The organism is Mycobacterium sp. 48b (genome assembly GCF_048282725.1).
GTDB lineage: Bacteria > Actinomycetota > Actinomycetes > Mycobacteriales > Mycobacteriaceae > Mycobacterium.
The window spans coordinates 6,869,856-6,887,431 of sequence record NZ_JBLVUL010000001.1; the positions used below are offsets into that span (position 1 = coordinate 6,869,856).

At 67.0% G+C, this 17,576-nt stretch carries 17 protein-coding genes; 9 read left to right on the plus strand and 8 right to left on the minus strand.

Going from position 1 to position 17,576, the window contains the following annotated elements; translation table 11 throughout:
* Nucleotides 1-56 precede the first annotated feature (56 nt).
* The 3 genes from ACNQR1_RS33645 to ACNQR1_RS33655 form a co-directional block, all read right to left on the minus strand.
* Nucleotides 57-935, minus strand: coding sequence for a family 16 glycosylhydrolase (locus ACNQR1_RS33645; RefSeq protein ID WP_418050607.1), 879 nt, complete (start codon nucleotides 933-935; stop codon nucleotides 57-59).
* Between the two features lie 87 nt (nucleotides 936-1,022).
* Nucleotides 1,023-1,463, minus strand: a complete 441-nt coding sequence (locus ACNQR1_RS33650; protein WP_418049833.1) for a cupin domain-containing protein — start codon at nucleotides 1,461-1,463, stop codon at nucleotides 1,023-1,025.
* A gap of 49 nt (nucleotides 1,464-1,512) precedes the next feature.
* Nucleotides 1,513-3,336, minus strand: a complete 1,824-nt coding sequence (locus ACNQR1_RS33655) for an Hsp70 family protein (protein WP_418049834.1) — start codon at nucleotides 3,334-3,336, stop codon at nucleotides 1,513-1,515.
* Between the two features lie 302 nt (nucleotides 3,337-3,638).
* On the opposite strand from ACNQR1_RS33655, the gene ACNQR1_RS33660 reads away from it, so the two are divergent.
* A complete protein-coding gene (locus ACNQR1_RS33660) occupies nucleotides 3,639-4,097 on the plus strand; it encodes a nuclear transport factor 2 family protein (RefSeq protein WP_418049835.1) in 459 nt (152 codons plus the stop codon).
* 3 nt (nucleotides 4,098-4,100) lie between these two features.
* Here the strand turns inward: ACNQR1_RS33660 and ACNQR1_RS33665 are convergent, their stop codons facing one another.
* Complete coding sequence (locus ACNQR1_RS33665; RefSeq protein WP_418049836.1) at nucleotides 4,101-4,754, minus strand: L,D-transpeptidase family protein; 654 nt, start codon at nucleotides 4,752-4,754, stop codon at nucleotides 4,101-4,103.
* Between the two features lie 78 nt (nucleotides 4,755-4,832).
* On the opposite strand from ACNQR1_RS33665, the gene ACNQR1_RS33670 reads away from it, so the two are divergent.
* Nucleotides 4,833-6,296, plus strand: coding sequence for a bifunctional phosphatase PAP2/diacylglycerol kinase family protein (locus tag ACNQR1_RS33670; RefSeq protein WP_418049837.1), 1,464 nt, complete (start codon nucleotides 4,833-4,835; stop codon nucleotides 6,294-6,296).
* On the opposite strand, the gene ACNQR1_RS33675 is transcribed toward ACNQR1_RS33670, so the two are convergent.
* On the minus strand, nucleotides 6,250-6,921 hold the full coding sequence (locus tag ACNQR1_RS33675; protein WP_418049838.1) for a phosphatase PAP2 family protein: 672 nt from the start codon (nucleotides 6,919-6,921) through the stop codon (nucleotides 6,250-6,252). The genes ACNQR1_RS33670 and ACNQR1_RS33675 overlap by 47 nt on opposite strands.
* Nucleotides 6,922-6,979: 58 nt before the next feature.
* On the opposite strand from ACNQR1_RS33675, the gene ACNQR1_RS33680 reads away from it, so the two are divergent.
* Genes ACNQR1_RS33680 through ACNQR1_RS33690 form a run of 3 tightly spaced genes read left to right on the plus strand, consistent with a single transcriptional unit; the run spans nucleotide 6,980 to nucleotide 9,940 of the window.
* On the plus strand, nucleotides 6,980-7,462 hold the full coding sequence (locus tag ACNQR1_RS33680; RefSeq protein WP_418049839.1) for a hypothetical protein: 483 nt from the start codon (nucleotides 6,980-6,982) through the stop codon (nucleotides 7,460-7,462).
* A 52-nt stretch (nucleotides 7,463-7,514) separates the two neighbouring features.
* On the plus strand, nucleotides 7,515-8,510 hold the full coding sequence (locus ACNQR1_RS33685; protein WP_418049840.1) for an AurF N-oxygenase family protein: 996 nt from the start codon (nucleotides 7,515-7,517) through the stop codon (nucleotides 8,508-8,510).
* Nucleotides 8,510-9,940, plus strand: coding sequence for an FAD-dependent oxidoreductase (locus ACNQR1_RS33690; RefSeq protein WP_418049841.1), 1,431 nt, complete (start codon nucleotides 8,510-8,512; stop codon nucleotides 9,938-9,940). Before ACNQR1_RS33685 ends, ACNQR1_RS33690 begins: the two co-directional genes overlap by 1 nt.
* Here ACNQR1_RS33690 and ACNQR1_RS33695 read toward each other — a convergent pair.
* Nucleotides 9,916-10,650, minus strand: coding sequence for a TetR/AcrR family transcriptional regulator (locus tag ACNQR1_RS33695; protein WP_418049842.1), 735 nt, complete (start codon nucleotides 10,648-10,650; stop codon nucleotides 9,916-9,918). The two genes, ACNQR1_RS33690 and ACNQR1_RS33695, sit on opposite strands and share 25 nt — an antisense overlap.
* 112 nt (nucleotides 10,651-10,762) lie before the next feature.
* Between ACNQR1_RS33695 and ACNQR1_RS33700 the strand changes: the two genes are divergently transcribed.
* From ACNQR1_RS33700 to cysC, 4 genes are all read left to right on the plus strand, one after another.
* On the plus strand, nucleotides 10,763-12,133 hold the full coding sequence (locus ACNQR1_RS33700) for a sulfatase (RefSeq protein WP_418049843.1): 1,371 nt from the start codon (nucleotides 10,763-10,765) through the stop codon (nucleotides 12,131-12,133).
* Between the two features lie 78 nt (nucleotides 12,134-12,211).
* Nucleotides 12,212-13,015 carry a trehalose 2-sulfotransferase gene (gene stf0, locus ACNQR1_RS33705; protein WP_418049844.1) on the plus strand — a complete coding sequence of 268 codons (804 nt, stop codon included), beginning with the start codon at nucleotides 12,212-12,214 and terminating at the stop codon, nucleotides 13,013-13,015.
* Complete coding sequence (gene cysD, locus ACNQR1_RS33710; protein ID WP_418049845.1) at nucleotides 13,012-13,926, plus strand: sulfate adenylyltransferase subunit CysD; 915 nt, start codon at nucleotides 13,012-13,014, stop codon at nucleotides 13,924-13,926. Before stf0 ends, cysD begins: the two co-directional genes overlap by 4 nt.
* Before the next feature lie 83 nt (nucleotides 13,927-14,009).
* Nucleotides 14,010-15,911: an adenylyl-sulfate kinase gene (gene cysC / locus ACNQR1_RS33715; protein WP_418049846.1), complete on the plus strand. Its 1,902-nt coding sequence runs from the start codon at nucleotides 14,010-14,012 to the stop codon at nucleotides 15,909-15,911.
* Here cysC and ACNQR1_RS33720 read toward each other — a convergent pair.
* Nucleotides 15,908-16,750 (minus strand): alpha/beta fold hydrolase, encoded by an 843-nt coding sequence (locus ACNQR1_RS33720; protein WP_418049847.1) that lies wholly within the window; start codon nucleotides 16,748-16,750, stop codon nucleotides 15,908-15,910. The genes cysC and ACNQR1_RS33720 overlap by 4 nt on opposite strands.
* Before the next feature lie 53 nt (nucleotides 16,751-16,803).
* Entirely contained in the window at nucleotides 16,804-17,571 is a 768-nt protein-coding gene (locus ACNQR1_RS33725; protein WP_418049848.1) for a trans-aconitate 2-methyltransferase, read from the minus strand.
* Nucleotides 17,572-17,576 lie beyond the last annotated feature (5 nt).

The window sequence follows — 17,576 nt, forward strand, 5'->3', positions numbered from 1 at the left end:
TGAAATCACTGAAAACCCGTCACAACCCGTAGTTTCGGCGCAGAGAAAGAGAAAAATCAGCCCTGGAAGACGCGGATCCAGTCGACCAGCATCTCGGCCGGGTAACTGCCGCCGCTCGGATCGCGACCGCCCGAACCGCCGACGGCGATGTTGAACACCGGCACCAGGGTGTAGCCGGGATCGTTGAATGGCCAGTCGTCCAACGAGTTCGCCGGAACCGAGAAGAAGGGTTCCATGCCCGGGGCATAGTCCTTCCAGAAGTACATGCCCGTCGGCGTCCACGACATCCGCCAGGTGTGCCAGCCGCTGTCGATGGGGTGCGGGTCGGTAGCGAAGGATTCACCGTCCAGCCGGGCGTGCACCGTGGTGCCAGACGGCCAGTCACGGTTGCCGTACCACTCCACCAGGTCCACCTCGCCACCGCGGACGGGATCGTCATTGAGGAGCCAGAACGCGGGCCAGGCGCCGTCGGTCAGGCAGTTGAGCTTGACCCGGGCCTCCCAGGTGGTGCCGATGCCGCCACGCCAGTTTCCGACGACCTTGGCACTGGCGTACTTCTCCTGGATCGTGGTGCCCGGGCCGCGCGTCGCGCGGATCACCAGGTTGCCCTTGCCGTCCTGGAACGCGTGCTCGGTGTCGGTGACGTAGCGGCCCATGTTGAACGGCTTGTCCCACTCGACCGGGTTCTTGATGGTCTCCCGCTCCGGGATCAGGTGCCACCATGCCGGGTCCGGCGGCGAGCCGGCCGGGCCGTTGAACTCATCCTGGAACAGGAAGGTCGGCTGGGCCGCTGCGGCAGCAGGCGGAGTGGGGGCACCGGGGGCAGGCGCAGGCGGGTTATCACCAATAGCCGGGTCGGCGTTGGCCATCCCGGCAGGCAATGCAGCCGCTGCCACCCCCAGACCCATCATGAACATCACACTGCGACGATCCATCTCAGGCACAGCAGAACCTTAACCGAACTCTTACCCACATAGCTGACCCCTGCCCAAAGTTTCGTGGCATCAGATGTGTTTCCGCAGCTAGGGACACAGCGCTGGCGCGTCGTCACGCACCGGGACATCGGCGGGCAGGGTGTAGGTCACGACGACGTCGGCGACGGCGGAGCCCTCATTGGTCACCCGATGGGGCACTCCGGCCGGGATGACGACCGCCTGCCCCGCGGTGTACTCCACCGGTACGCAGTCTGCGGCGGTTTGCACCACCACTGCGCCCTCGTTGATCACCGACTGCTCCCATCCGGGGTGGCTGTGCCACCCGCTGGCTGCTCCGGGTTTGAGCAGCAGACCCTGCACATGCAAGGTGGTGGGCTGGCCGGTGGTCACCACCCAGATCGGTGCGGTGGTGGTGCCCTTACCGAGATCGGTGCGCACCACATCGCCTTCGGCGGGGGTTGCTACGGCCGGTGCGGCCGATGCGAAAGCGGCGATGACGCCGACAGCGACGGCATAGATGCGGTTCACGATGCCTCCCGATTGTTGATCGAAAGGTAGCTTGCTCAGCCGCTTTTCGTCACGGGTAAGGCTGATACGGATACTGCGGATGCTGCTGGTACGGGTACTGGGGCTGCTGGGTCTCGCCCCGGTTGGGCACCTGGATCGGAATCGGCACCGGAACGAACGGCACCGTGACGTAGGTCGTCGTCATCGGGTTCGTCGTGGTGGTGGTCGTGGTCGGCGTCGTCGTCGTGGTCGTCGGCGGCGTTGTCGTCGTGGTCGTCGTGGTGGTGGTCGTTGTCGTCGTGACGGGCGGTGGCGTAGTTGTCTGCGTGACGACACGCGTCTCGGTCACCGGCGGTGGCGGCGCCTGGGTCACCGTGACCGGCGGCGGCGCCTGGGTCACCGGCTCAGGCGCGGGCGGCGGCTCGACCGGGGCCGGCGGCGGTGCCTCGACCGGGCTGGGTGCCAGCTCCTGCGGAGGCAGCGGCTTGGGTTCGGGCGGCTTGACCTCTGAACTCGGCGCGGTGCCCGTCGCACTCGTCAACGCATACGTGACCCCACCGATGGCAACCAGGACCAGCGCCGCGGCCACCGCGAAAACCGTCAACGGCAACCGCTCCCAGCCGCCACGCTGCTGTTCGATCGGACCTGTCGGCGGCACATACTGCACGGCTGGACGCGCCGCGGTCTCGCTGCCATAGGAATCCAGGTCGGGCCCGGTATAGGGCACCACGTCGTCGCCCGCGTCATCTTCAGACCAGGCCAGCGCGCGGAACGTGGAGGAACCCTCGGATCCCGCTGCACCGGAGGGGATTCCGACCGTCGGCGCCACGGCAGCCACACCCAGGGTGGGCGCCATACCGGTCTGTGCATCGGCGTCGGCGAGGTAGGCGGCGGACAAGGCGGCACCGATCGCGGCGTCCAGCGCGGGCTGCGGAGTGGTCACCACCACGGCCTGCGAATGCTCCGAAAGCTGTTGGGTGACAAGAGGAATGCTGGCACCGCCGCCGATGGTCACCACCGCCGAGACCGCCTGCCAGCTGATCCCGTTGCGCTCCAACGCTTTTTCCAGCTCGCCCAGCGCACCGGCGAGCGGAGCCTGCATCAGCGACTCGAGTTCTGTGCGGGTCACCCGCACGGTGGCCGAGTAACCCGGCAGTTCGACCCCGAGATCGGTTGCGGTGTCCGCCGACAACCGTTCCTTGGCCCGACGGCATTCCTCACGCAACCGGGCCAGCGACCCGACCGCAGCGGTACCTGCCGGATCGATGCCGCCGGCCTGGGCCACGCCGTCGAGTACATGGGTCAGCAGCGCCTGGTCGATCTGGTCACCGGAGAAATCGGGGTAGCGGGTGGTCTCGTCGATCGGCTCGAACGCCGACGCGGCGTCGGCCAGCGTGATGCTGGTACCGCCGCCACCGAAGTCCAGCAGGGCGACCACACCGTTGGCCGGCAGGCCCGGGTTGGCGCGCAAGGCGGCCAGGGATGCGACAGCGTCGGGAACCAGTCGCGGCGGCCTCCCGTCCCGCGAAAAGCTGGGATTGGTGCGCAGCGCATTACGCAGGGCGCGCAGTGTGGGGGCTCCCCAGTGCGCGGGCACGGCGATGGCCAGCTGATCGGAGGGTCCGCCGGCGAGCTCCACCATCGCATCGAGAGCCTCGACCAACAGAGTGTCAGCCGGGTAGGACGCGCCGTCGGGGGCCACGAGGGGCACCGGATCACCGACTCGCTCGACGAACCCGCTCAAGGTGACACCGGAACCGGATTCGGGCATGCCGACTTGAGGCGTCCGGTCGGTCGACAAGGTCAACACCGAACGCCGGCTGACAGGTTGATTGCCGACACGCGCCGCAACCAAGTTGGTGGTCCCGATCGACAACCCCAACGGGCCGCTCATAACGCACGCCACGATAGCCGTAGCAGAGCCTCGGAGCTGTCCGACACTCCGCAATGGGCAGGCCAAGCACGTTCCGGCGGTGCACTTTTGATCACATGAGCAACGCTCATGCGCCACACAGGAACATAGATGGTCACCTTGGACAAAGATCAGATCGGCCGGTCGGCAAACGATTTCAGCCCCTGTGGCGAGTGTGCCGCTTCTTGGGCCGAGAGCTGCGACTCTCGCGCAACATCCTGCACGTTCCTCACAGTGGACACAGAGGGTATTGCACCGGCTCGCGGTGTGCTCAAATGTCGGGCATGGGTGACATCGACGACATCGAGCAAGTCAAATACCGGTACCTGCGTGCCCTCGACACCAAGCATTGGGACGATTTCGCCGCCACCCTCACCGAGGACATCGCCGGCGACTACGGGCAGTCCATGGGCAAGACGCTGCACTTCACCGACCGCGACTCGCTGGTCGAGTACATGAAGAGCTCGTTGGGCCCCGAGGTCATCACCGAGCATCGCGTCGCGCACCCGGAGATCGAGGTCGACGGCGACGAGGCGACGGCCACCTGGTACCTGCAGGACCGCGTCATCGTCCCGAGCATGAACTTCATGTTGTTCGGCTCGGCGTTCTATCACGACCGCTACCGCCGGACCCCCGACGGCTGGAAGATCAGCGCCACCGGTTACGACCGCACCTACGACGCGACGCTGTCGCTCGAGGGGCTCAACTTCAAGCTGGAACCCGGTACCGCCCTTAATATCTGACGGCTATTTCGCGACGGCGATCACGGCCCCGGGCCGTAGCCACTGCATGATCTTCACCAAAGTGGCGTCGTCGATCGCGACGCAGCCGGCCGTGGGCCCGCCATCGGTGGTGTGTACGAAGAAGGCGCCACCGTTGCCGGGCACCCGGGCTTTGTTGACACCCATCACCACAGCGTGTTTGTACTGGGGAATCTGCAAGTTCTCCGTCCCGCTGCTCGGGTCGGTGTTGAACGGGCACTGCGCCTTCTGACACACCTGCATGGTGTTGTACGTCGGGCTCTTCATGTCGCCGTCCCACCAGTGGTCCGGACCGACCTGGACGTACTGCAGGCCGCCGCCCGGATTGGGCGCGGTACCGAACGCGAAGTCCAGACTGAAAACGCCCATGGGCGTCTTCATTTCACCGTCATGGGTCTGCGGGGCCATTCCGTTGGCGCCGATATTGGCAGGTATCCCGGCGCCGATCGGCTGCCACCCGGCCGGGCCGCGTTGCCAGACATCCATCTTGGCCTTCGAACCACCTACGCCGACAACGGAAATCACCTGGGTGGCGTTACCGACCGAGGAGGCGAACCACGGCGGGTCGACGGCGCCTGCGGTGGGTGCGCATGCCAGTGCCACCACCCCGGCACACAGCAGGGCGAGCAGTCGGCGCATCCGTCCATCGTCGTTGCCGTGCCTCTCGGCCGGATAAAGCTTGAGGCACGATCTGGTCGCGACAGATACGTTGGCGGCATGGACGTGCGCGCGATCGGCAAGGGCCTTGGCACATTGGACCGCGAGGTCTTCGAGGCGGTGGCGGAGTCACCGAGCCCCCTACTCGACGCCGTGATGCCGGGGCTGACCAGGGCTGCAGACCATTCCAAGCTGTGGTTTGCCATCGCGGCCGGAATGGGTGCGCTGGGCAGCGCGTCGGTGCGGCGTGGCGCCGCGCGCGGTGTCGTCAGCCTGGCGGTGACGAGCCTGCTGACCAATCAGGTGGCCAAGCGGATCTGGCGCCGGCCCCGGCCGGACCGCAGCCTGATCCCTCTGGCCCGGCGGACCCGACGCGTCCCCACCTCGCACTCCCTGCCCTCGGGCCACTCCGCGAGTGCCGCGGCCTTCGCGGTCGGTGTCGGCCTGGAGTCCGCGCCCGTCGGCCTGCCGCTGGCCCTGCTGGCCGGCCTGGTCGGGTTGTCCCGCGTCGCGACCGGTGCGCATTATCCCGGTGACGTGTTCGCCGGTTTCGGCATCGGCGCCGCGATCGCGGTCCTCGGCGCCCGCGTCGTACCCACCATCCCCGCCGCGGCGCTGCCGAAGTCCGAACCGCTGCGATACCGCACCGAGCCCCGACCGGCCGGTGCCGGCGTCGCGCTGGTGATCAACCCGGCATCAGGCGACGGGACGGGTGCGCGGATCATCGATGAAGTTCGAACAGCCTTGCCGGACGCGGAGATCATCGAGCTCGGCGGCGACGATGACATCGAGGCGGTGTTGCGGGAGACGGCCGCCCGCACCGAGGTACTCGCGGTGGGCGGCGGCGACGGCACGGTGGCGTGTGCGGCGGGCATCGCGGTCGAGGCCGGTGTTCCGCTCGCGGTGTTCCCCGGCGGGACCTTCAACCACTTCGCCAAGGACATCGGATGCGATTCGGTGGCCAGGACCGTCAAGGCGATCACCGACGGCTCGGCGGCCTACGTCGACCTGGTCTGCCTCAACGAGGAACGCATGGTGATCAACACCGCGAGTATCGGCGCCTATCCGACGTACGTGCGGACACGGGAGAAGCTCGAGCACCGGATGGGTAAACGCCTGGCCGGCATGTACGCGTTGTATCTGACGCTGCGCCGGGAAGCCCCGGTGCGGATCAGCTACGACGACAAGACCCTTGAGACCGAGCTGTTCTTCCTGGGCAACTCGACGTACTTCCCGTCCGGGTTCGCCCCGTCGCAGCGTCCGCGCCTCGACGACGGCCTGATCGACGTACGGATCCTGGAGACTGGGCGGCGCTTCAGCCGGCTGCGCATCGCAACGGCGGTGGCGCTGGGCCGGCTGGAACGCAGCCCGCTGTATCACGAGCTGCAGGTGCCGGAGTTCCGGTTCGTCGCTGTCGACGGGCCCACCACGGTGGCTCATGACGGTGAGGTCGGTGAGGTGCTCAGCGAGGCCAGTTTCAGCGTGCGCTACCGCGCACTGCCGGTGTTTCGTCCGCTGCCGTGACGGGCGGATACGGCGGGTACAGCAGGTAGACCACGACGAACCAGGCATAGCCCAGCGCCCATCCGGCCGCCACATCAGAGGGGTGATGGACGTTGAGCACGACACGTCCCACCCCGATGGCGACGATGACGAGCACTCCGGCAGCCACCCACCAGGCTCGCAGCTGGGGGCGAATCCCTGGCCACGCCAGGGCCGACAGCGCCAGCACCGAGACCATCACTCCCAGCGCATGCCCGGACGGGAACGACGTCGAGAGAGCGTGCACCAGTGCGGTGTCCGGACGCGGACGGTTCACCAGGAACTTGGCGAGCTCGGTCGTCACGGCGCTGAGCTCGATGGTCAACACCAGGAACATTGCGATTCTCGGTCGCCGACGTATCAGCGCGACAACGATCATCACCAAAGCCAGCAACCGGAACGCAAACGGTCCGAGCACCCCGCAGAACACGTCCCACGCGGTCACCCAAGCCGGGTGCGCCGCGCCGTACCGGTACGGTCCGGCCAGCCCGGCGGCGTCGACGTCGGCCAGCCACGTCCACTGCATCGCGTAGCCGACCCATAGCGCCGCGTACACCGCGACGGCCGCCACCGCGCTCACGATCAGCCATCGGTCCCGGGTTTTCACCAGATCATCTCTACCAGCTCCAACCGATTTGCCATGTTTGCGCGCTACCGTCGAGGGCATGGCACTGATCCTGCGAAAGCTGATGCACATCGGCGCTCTGCCGGAGGGTCTGCGGACCGAAGCCGAAGCCGAAGGCATCCTCTTTCTCGCCGAGTACGTCCCAGTGACCAGGCGTTTCACGGGCACGATCCCGGGCAAGCGGTCGGCAGGCAGCGTCGCCAGCTATGCCGGTGCGCTGGTCCTGACGAACTACCGCGCGCTGGCCACGATGTCCACCCTGCCCAAGCTTGCCGGCCGCAGCATCGACCAGCCGTGGTCGGCACCGCAGATCGGTGCGATGCACGCCGAGCTCGACCCGACCGGGTTGACGCTGACGGCTGATGTCGCCGAGGTCGACAAGCGCTGCCGCGGCCAGCTGTCGCTGCACTACAAGACCGCGATTCCGGATGACGTCCTGGCCCAGCTGCCCCGCCGGTCGCTGGCGTTCGACGTCGGTCCCGAATACGTGTTCCGCGCGGTCGGAGTGCCCTACCACCCGTAGGTCCGCGCAAATCACTATTTACCGGGACACAAAGTCTCGGTAAATTGTCGCCATGGCTTCCACCACGCCTGGCGCCGCACCGCTGGATGCGGAGTACCAGGATCTGTTGCAAACGCTGTCCGGGGGCTCCGTGCGCCGCCGCTTCGATCCCTATCTGGACATCGCATGGGACTCGCCCGATCTCGCGATCGACCTCGACGATCCGCGGTGGGTGCTGTCGCCGAACGTCGATCCGCTCGGCGCCACCGCGTGGTACCAGGCCCAGCCGCTGGCCCGGCAGATCGAGATCGGTCGCTGGCGGACCCTCAACTCGGTGAAGGTCGGCGCCGCCTTCGAGAGCATCCTGATCCGCGGATTGATGGCGTTCATCATGAAGCTGCCCAACAACTCACCCGAGTTCCGCTACGCGTTGCACGAGATGACCGAAGAGTGCAACCACATCCAGATGTTCCAGGAGCTGGTCAACCGCAGCGGCGTCGACGTGCCGGGCATGCGGCCGCTGTTCCGCCGGTTGTCGCCGTACATCGGCCTCGTCGGCCAGTACTCCCCGACGGCGTTCATGGCGGGCATCCTGGCCGGCGAAGAACCGATCGATCATTTCCAGAAGGGGCTGATCCGCGAGGGCGCCAACATTCCGCCCGCGGTGCTGCGGACCATGCAGATCCACATCGCCGAAGAGGCGCGCCACATCGCGTGGGCGCATGAATTCCTCAAAACCCATCTGCCGGAACGGTCGTGGCGCATGAAGGCGTTCGCGAGTGTCGCATTCCCGCTCACCCTGCGCTGGCTCGCCCACGAGATCGTGGCTCCCCCGAAGTCGTTCGGCGAGGAGTTCGGGATTCCGCGAGAGGTGATCAAGGACGCGTTCTGGCGCAGCCCGCACTCGCGCAAGATCCTGTCCGGATATTTCGGTGAAATGCGTTCCCTCAGCGAGGAACTCGGCCTGATGAACCGGGTCGGCCGGTGGGTGTGGAAGCGCTGCGGAATCGGCGGTGCGGCCGCCCGTTACCGCGGTGTGCCGGACCGCGAAGCGGTTGCGCTCGCCTGATGCCCCACGTCATCACGCAGTCCTGCTGCAGCGACGCGTCGTGCGTCTACGCCTGCCCGGTGAACTGCATCCACCCCACGCCCGACGAACCCGACTTCCACACCGCACAGATGCTCTACGTGGACCCTGTCGAGTGCGTCGATTGCGGGGCGTGCGTGACGGCATGCCCGGTGGACGCGATCAAACCGCACACCAAGCTGAGCGGCGCGGAGGACGTGTTCGCCACGCTGAACGCCGATTTCTACGCCGCGGGCCGGCCTCGCCCGATCCTGGCCCCGGTGGTCCCGCCGTTGCAGGTACGCACCGGCGGTGACCTGCGGGTGGCGATCGTCGGCTCGGGTCCGGCCGCGATGTACGCCGCAGAGGAGGTGCTGACCATCCCCGGCGCCCGGGTCAGGATCTACGAAAGACTCACGCGGCCATACGGTCTGGCCCGCTTCGGGGTGACGCCCGACCATCAACGGACCCGCGGGGTGACCCGCCAGTTCGACCACATCGCGGCCGACCCCCGTCTGGAGATACGACTCGGCATCGAGGTCGGCCGCCACATCAGCCATGACGACCTCCTGAACGAGCATCACGCCGTCGTCTACGCCGTCGGCGCCTCGACAGACCGGCGCCTCGACATTCCCGGCATCGATCTGCCCGGCGTCACCTCGGCCACCGAGTTCGTCGCCTGGTACAACGATCATCCGGATCACAGGGGCCTGTCCTTCGATCTTTCCCACCGGCGCGCCGTCGTGATCGGCAACGGCAACGTCGCCCTCGATGTCGCACGCATTCTCACCGTCGACCCCGATCGGCTCACCGGCACCGAGATCGCTCCGCACGCCCTGAAAGCTCTGCGTGACAGCGCAATCGAAGAGGTCGTCGTGGTGGGGCGGCGCGGTGTCGAGCAGTCCGCGTTCACGGTTCCCGAACTGGTCGGACTGTGCTCGACACCGGGTGTCGACGTCGTGGTCCGCGACGAGGACCTGCGCGCCCTGCCTGCGTCGGACCCCCGGTCCGCCATCTTGCGCGCGGCACCGCGCGGAACCGGCAATCGCCGGATCGTGCTCGAGTACCTGTTGTCGCCGACCGCGATCCTCGGTCAGTCCTCAGCCTCGGGCGTGGAATTCGTCCACAACGAACTGATCGCCGCGCCCGACGGTTCGACCCGGGTGAAATCGACTGGGCTCCAACGGGTCATCGAGACCGGTCTGGTGCTGACCTCGATCGGGTATCGCGGTATGCCCGTGCCGGGGCTGCCGTTCGACGACGACACCGCCACCGTGCCGAATGACGGCGGCCGGGTGCCGCAGGTCCGCGGCGCCTACGTCACCGGCTGGATCAAACGCGGGCCGACCGGTTTCATCGGGACCAACAAGTCCTGTGCACAGGAGACGGTCCGCAGCCTGATCGATGATTACAACGGCGGACTGCTGTCCTGACGGTTCATCAGCGCGGCGATCACCGACGTCAACTCGTCGTCGCGGTTGATCTCCAGCCCGCTCGCGCGCGCCGCGCCGTCGAGGACGTACCAGGCGAAGTCGGCCAGGTGCGTCACGATCTCTTCACGTGACCGCTCGGGCGCCGCACCGTGGATCCACGCCGACAAGGTGGCTTCCACCATCGTCACCACCGCGAACGGGACCGTCTTGAACGCACTGTCATCCACCTGGATGGTCTCGGCGATCGCCGTGATGATCCCCTCGGATTGCCTGGTCATGCGGAGCTTGAGCTCGCTCACCGCGTCCAGCGAGCCGTCGCTGTCGAACGTCGGTCCGCGCCGGGCGAACTCGTCGAGCCGCGGGTGATCGAGCATCCAATCGGCGACCGCCGCCACGGTGCGGGTCAGGATGTCGCGCAACGAGCCGTTGCCGACGTCGAGGTTGGTGTCCAGAACCGCCGCGAAATCGTCGAACACATACGACCGGACGCGTCGCTCAAGCTCTTCTTTGCCGGCGAACTGGCGGTACACCACCGACTTCGCCACGCCGGCGCGGTCGGCGATACGCACCATGGAGATCTCGGCGCCCGGCGGATTTTCCTCGATCAACGCGACCGCTGCCTGCAGGATCTGGGCACGCCGCTCGGTGTTGTGCTGCTCCCAGCGGGCCTCGTAACCGCTGACCGCAGCGGGGTCGGTGGCGGTCGGCATGGTCCCACCCTACCGACGGGGCCGCGCCGAATAAGTAGCTCTCGATGATCCAAACGGTTGCGGAAGCGAGGTGCAGGCGGTTCGGTCGTAGGGTGGATGGAAAGGATGTGACGTGACCGAGCCACAACGGCAGAACCTGCTGGTCGTGCATTGGCATGACCTCGGCCGCTATCTCGGCGTGTACGGCCACCCGGACGTGGCCAGCCCACACCTCGACCAGCTCGCCGCCGAGGGCATCCTGTTCACCCGCGCACACGCCACCGCACCGTTGTGCTCACCGTCACGGGGTTCGCTGTTCACCGGCCGGTACCCGCAGAGCAATGGACTGGTGGGTCTGGCCCACCACGGCTGGGAATACCGCGCCGGAGTACGCACTCTCCCACATCTGCTCGCCGAATCAGGTTGGCACACCGCACTGTTCGGAATGCAGCACGAAACGTCGTACCCGGCGAACCTCGGTTACGACGAGTTCGACGTGTCGAATTCGTTCTGCGAGTATGTGGTCGAGCAGGCCACCGCATGGCTGGCCGACGCTCCACGACAACCATTCCTGCTGACGGCCGGATTCTTCGAGACGCACCGTCCGTATCCCCGTGACCGGTACGACCCGGCCGATTCAGGGTCCGTCGAGGTTCCCGACTACCTGCCCGACACCGGCGACGTTCGCGACGATCTCGCCGAGTTCTACGGGTCGATCGCGGTAGCTGACGCGAAGGTCGGCGAACTGCTCGATGCCGTTGCCGACGCAGGCCTCGACGAGAGCACGTGGGTGGTCTTCATGACCGACCACGGGCCGGCGCTGCCCCGGGCCAAGTCGACGCTCTACGACGCAGGTACCGGCATCGCACTGATCGTGCGTCCGCCTCGGGGTGCAGAAATTGCGCCGCGCCGCTACGACGACTTGTTCAGCGGGGTCGATCTGCTGCCCACCCTGCTCGAGTTGCTCGGTGTCGAGATCCCCGCCGACGTCGAGGGACTGTCACACGCCGGCAACCTCACGGCAAACTCGGAAGAAACGGATGCCGTCCGTTCCGAGATCTACACCACGAAGACCTACCACGATTCTTTCGACCCCATTCGCGCCATCCGCACAAAGGAATACAGCTATATCGAGAATTACGCGGTACGGCCATTGCTGGACCTGCCGTGGGATATCGCCGACAGCCCACCCGGCCGGGCACTCGGCGACCGGGTCCTCGCACCCCGGCCCGACCGCGAACTGTACGACCTCGTCGCAGACCCTACGGAGCGCAACAACCTGCTGGGATCGGATGCCACGGACAAGGACGAGGCAATCGCGGAGAACCTCGCGCTATTGCTGAACGACTGGCGCCAGAAGACTTTCGACGTCATACCCTCCGAATTCGCGGGGACCCGCATTTCGGAGCGTTATACCCAGACCTATCTGAGCATTCACGGTCGTCCCGCCACCAGCCGATCTGCCATCGCGACCGACCGCGGCATCACCGATACCCACCAATAGTTTTCATCTCGATGAACTGAAACTCTTGACGCTTCTTCGAATAGGCGCCGCAAATAAATGATGGTTAGAGTCTCGCCCATGTCCGATCATCCGACCGCCTACCTGGTGCTCGCTTCCCAGCGCAGCGGCAGCACCTTGCTGGTGGAATCCCTGCGCGCCACCGGTATGGCCGGTGAACCCCAGGAGTTCTTCCAGTACCTGCCGACCACCAGCATGTCGCCGCAGCCGCTGGAATGGTTCGCCGGAGTCGAAGACGAATCGATCCTGCGACTGCTCGATCCGCTGGTCGAGGGCAAGCCGGACCTGGCCCCGTCCGAGATCTGGCGCGATTACGTTCGCACGGTCGGTCGTACCCCCAACGGGGTGTGGGGCGGCAAGCTGATGTGGAACCAGACCCCGTTGCTGCTGCAGCGCGCCGAGGGCCTGCCGGAGCGGTCCGGCCCCGGTCTGCTCGCAGCGATCCGCGATGTGATCGGCAGCGACCCGGTGCTGATCCATGTCTACCGTCCCGACGTTGTGTCACAGGCGGTTTCGTTCTGGCGCGCCGTGCAGACCAGGGTCTGGCGCGGCCGGGCCGATCCCGTTCGCGACGCCCGCGCCGAGTATCACGCCGGCGCCATCGCCCATGTGGTCAGGCTGCTGCAGGCCCAGGAGGAGGGCTGGCGCTCCTGGTTCGCCGAGGAGAACATCTCCCCCATCGAAGTGTCGTATCCCTATCTGTGGCGCAACCTCACGACCGTGGTGGCCACGGTGCTGGAAGCGCTCGGCCTGGACCCGCGACTGGCACCGCAGCCTGCGCTGGAACGCCAGGCCGACCAGCGCTCCGACGAATGGGTCGACCGCTACCGCAATGACGCCGAGAAGGAGGGCCTGCCGGTATGACAGTCAGTGATCTTCTGCACGTCGACGAGCTGCGACTGCTGGAAGCCGAGGCGGTGCACATCATCCGGGAGGTGGTTGCCGAACTGCAGCGCCCGGTGCTGCTGTTCTCCGCAGGCAAGGACTCCATCGTCCTGCTGCGCCTGGCCGAGAAGGCCTTCCGCCCTTCACCGTTGCCGTTCCCGGTGTTGCACGTGGACACCGGACACAACTTCCCGGAGGTCATCGAGTTCCGGGATCGCCGCACCACCGGCGTCGGGCACAAGCTCCTCGTCGGGTCGGTGCAGGAGACCATCGACAGTGGACGGGTCGCGGATCCGGGCCCGGGAGCCTCCCGTAACCGGCAACAGACCCGCACGCTGCTCGACGCGCTGGAGGCCGGCGGATTCGACGCGGCGTTCGGCGGCGCCCGCCGCGACGAAGAACGCGCCCGCGCCAAGGAACGCATCTTGAGCTTCCGTGACGAGTTCGGGCAGTGGGATCCGCGAGCCCAGCGCCCCGAACCGTGGTCGCTGTACAACGGCCGGATCCGCAAGGGTGAGCAGGTGCGGGTGTTCCCCCTGTCGAACTGGACCGAGCTGGACATCTGGCGCTACATCGAACTGGAAAACCTTGAACTGCCGTCGATCTACTTCGCCCACGAACGCGAGGTCTTCGAACGTGACGGCATCCTGCTGGCGGTCTCGGAGTACGCCACCCCCACCGGTTCCGAGACGGCGGCCGTGGAGTGGGTGCGCTACCGCACCGTCGGTGATCTCACCATCACGGGGGCCGTGCGTTCACAGGCCACCACCATCGACCGGGTGATCACCGAGATCTCGGCGGCCACCGTCTCCGAACGCGGCGAGACCCGCGCCGATGACCGCACATCCGTCGCCGCGATGGAAGACCGCAAGCGAGAGGGGTACTTCTGATGACGAGGCGAGCGGAGCGCAGCGGAGCGACGGGGAATAAGGTGACGAGGCGAGCGGAGCGCAGCGGAGCGACGGGGAATAAGGTGACGAAGCGAGCGGAGCGCAGCGCAGCGACGGGTAATCACGCACGGCCGCGTCAACTTCTTCGCATCACCACCGCCGGTTCGGTCGACGACGGCAAGAGCACCCTGATCGGACGACTGCTGCACGACACCGACAGCCTGCCGCTGGATCATCTTGAGGCCGTGACCGATTCGGACGGCGTTGCCGACCTGGCGGCACTGTCGGACGGCCTGCGCGCCGAGCGCGAGCAGGGCATCACCATCGATGTGGCCTACCGGTTCTTCTCCACCGCCACCCGCAGCTACATCCTGGCCGACACCCCCGGACACGAGCGCTACACCCGCAACATGTTCACCGGCGCCTCCAATGCGCACGTGGCGATCCTTCTGGTCGATGCCCGGGCCGGGGTGCTGCGCCAGACCCGGCGCCATGCCCGCATCGCGAAACTGTTGGGCATCAGGCACTTCGTCGCCACCGTCAACAAGATTGATCTGGTCGACTTCGACAAGGGCCGGTTCGCCGAGGTCGAGCGTGAGCTACAGCAGGTCGCCGACCGGCTCGGCGGGCTCGATCTCACCGTCATCCCGATCGCCGCCAAGCTCGGCGACAACGTGGTGCACCGCTCACAGAACACCCCCTGGTACGACGGGCCCACCCTGCTGGAATACCTCGAGGGCATCGAACTGTCGGCGCCGCATGCCGATCCGGCGAGCCTGCGGCTGGCCGTGCAGTGGGTATCCCGGCCGACCACCCAGCAACGCCGCCGTTACACCGGCCGGTTGTCGGCGGGCACTCTTCAGGTCGGTGACCCCGTCGTGAGCCTGCCTGCCGGTACCCGTTCGGTCGTGACCGCGCTGGATACCCTCGACGGCAACCGATCGGTCGGCGTTGCGCCGCTGTCGGTTTCGATCGAGTTGGCCGACGACATCGATGTCGGGCGTGGGGATGTCCTCGTGAGCGGCTCCGAGGAAGCGGTGCCGCCGGTCCTGGCCCGGGAGATCGATGCGACCGTGTGCTGGTTCTTCGACAATCCGCTGCGCGCGGGCGACCGGCTGGCTCTCAAGCAGGGCACCCGCACGGTGCGGGCCACGGTCCAGGAGCTGCACACCAAGCTCGATCCGGAGACCCTCGACGAGGTCGAGTCCCCGGTTGAGCTGGCGCTCAACGACATCGGAGCGGTCACGCTGCGCACCAGCTCGGTGCTGGTCGCCGACAACTACGCCGACAACCGCGACAACGGCGCGTTCATTCTGATCGACGAGGTGTCCAACGACACCGTCGGCGCCGGGATCATCCTGCAGGCGCGCGAGCTCAAGCCCAGTGGGCACAACCGGTCGGACATCAAATGGCATCCGTCGTCACTGGACCGGGACTACCGCTGGAACAGTACGGGCCAGCGGGGCGCCACCATCTGGTTCACCGGTCTGCCCGCATCGGGCAAGTCCACGTTGGCGGTGGCAGTCGAGCGGGCTCTGGTCGAATCAGGCCGGGTGGCCTATCTGCTCGACGGGGACAACCTGCGTCACGGCCTGTCCGACGACCTCGGTTTCTCGGCCGGTGACCGGACCGAGAACATCCGCCGCGTCGGACATCTGACCCGGCTGCTGGCCGACGCGGGCGTGGTGGCACTGGCCTCGCTGGTGTCGCCGCTGAAGTCCGACCGGGAGACTGCGCGGGCCCTCAACGACGCCGCGGGGCTGCCGTTCATCGAGGTGCACGTCGCGACGTCACTGGCCGAGTGCGAACGCCGCGATCCCAAGGGGCTCTATGCGCGCGCCCGCGCCGGAGAGCTCAAGGGCCTCACCGGCGTCGACGCGCCGTATGAGCCGCCCGAGAACCCCGATCTGGTGCTCGACACCACCGGCGCCGTCATCGACGACCTGGTCCAACAGGTCATCGACCTGCTCAACGCCCGCCGCTAACCAGCGATTTCGGCGCATTCAGCGGCGGTCAGCGCCGGTGATTGCACCGAAATCGCGTCGATGATGCGGTCGGCGTGGGTCAGGTACAGCCCGTGGGCGGCGCCGGGGATCTCGATGAGCGTGCCCCGCGGCAGCAGCGCGACTGTGCGGCGCCCGGTGAGCTCGATGGGCGTGGACGCATCGGCATCGCCCTGGATCACCAGAACAGGCAGGTCGAGCTCGGCAAGCTCGGCGCGGTAGTCAGTGTGGGCGCCCATCTGCTGGGTGGCGACCAGCGTCGCAACGGGCAGATCGGCCACCTGGTCCATGGTCCACTCGACCACCTCGGGCGGCACCTGGTGATCTCCGAAGAAGGGCGCGGCGTTGTCGACACACCATTGCCGCACATCGTGTTCCAGTGCGGCGGTCATCCCTTCGAGGATCGCCTCGTCGACGCCGTCCGGGTTGTCCTCGGTCCTGACCACCATCGGGAGCTGGGGCGCCACGAGCACCGCACGATCGACCCGGCCCGCCCCGTGCCGGCTGAGATAGCGCACGATCTCACCGCATCCCAGTGAGTGGCCCACCAGCGTCGCGTCGCCGAGATCGAGGTGATCGAACAGTGCGGCCAGGTCGTCGGCGAGCAGATCGGCAGTCCACTCGCCGTCGAATGGCCCGGAGCCGTCATGCCCGCGCCGGTCATAGCTGACACAGCGAAAACCGTTGTCCACCAGGCGTTCGATCACCTGGTCCCACTGGCCCGAATTGAGCCCCCACGAGTGGGTGAAGACCAGGACCGGCCCGGACCCGGTGTCGGTGTAGCGGATGTCGGTGCGATCTGCGGTCTCGAATGTCGGCATGCGCCAATGCTGGCCGAGCGCGGTAGGAAAATCGATTACGTCGTAGGTAATGACTACCGGGCGACTTGGGCGACCACGAACACGCGGCGGAACGGGAAGAACGTGATGCCGTCAGCCCGCTTCGGGTACGCCTCGGCCAGCATCGGGATGATCGCCTGGCGGTATTGCTCCCACAGCTCGTCGCTCAGCCGGCCTTTCACCTGAGTCAGGGCCGTGCCGGTGATCCAGTCCAGAACCGATGTCTCGCCGGTCAATTGGTGCACATAGGTGGTCTCCCAGGCGTCCACCACACAGCCCGCATCTGTCAGCAGTCCGGCGTATTCACCGGGTGTGTCGACCTGCCCCACATCACGCCATGGCATGTCCCGCAGCGGCTCGATGAACGGCTCGCGCCGGGCCAGCGCCCGCACCGCGTGGTGGGAGGGCGCATCGAAATTGCCCGGCACCTGGAAGGCGATCCAGGCCCCGGCCGGCAATTGCCCAGCCCAGCGCACTACGAGCTCGCGATGCGAGGGCACCCATTGCAACGCCGCGTTGGACACCACCACGTCGGTGTCGGGTTGCGGTTGCCAGTCCTCGATCGCGCCGGCGTGGGCGTCCAGCCCGCGGTCCCGCGCCGCCGCCACCATCTCCGGAGAGCTGTCCCAGGCTTCCAGCGTGGCGTCGGGCCAGCGCTGCAGCAACGTCTCGGTCAGGTTGCCCGGCCCACACCCCAGGTCGGCCACCCGGCGCGGCGACTGCACCGCGACGCGTGACAGCAGGTCGTAGAACGGCCTGCCCCGATGATCGGCGAAAGCGAGGTAGGTATCTGGATTCCACACCTACC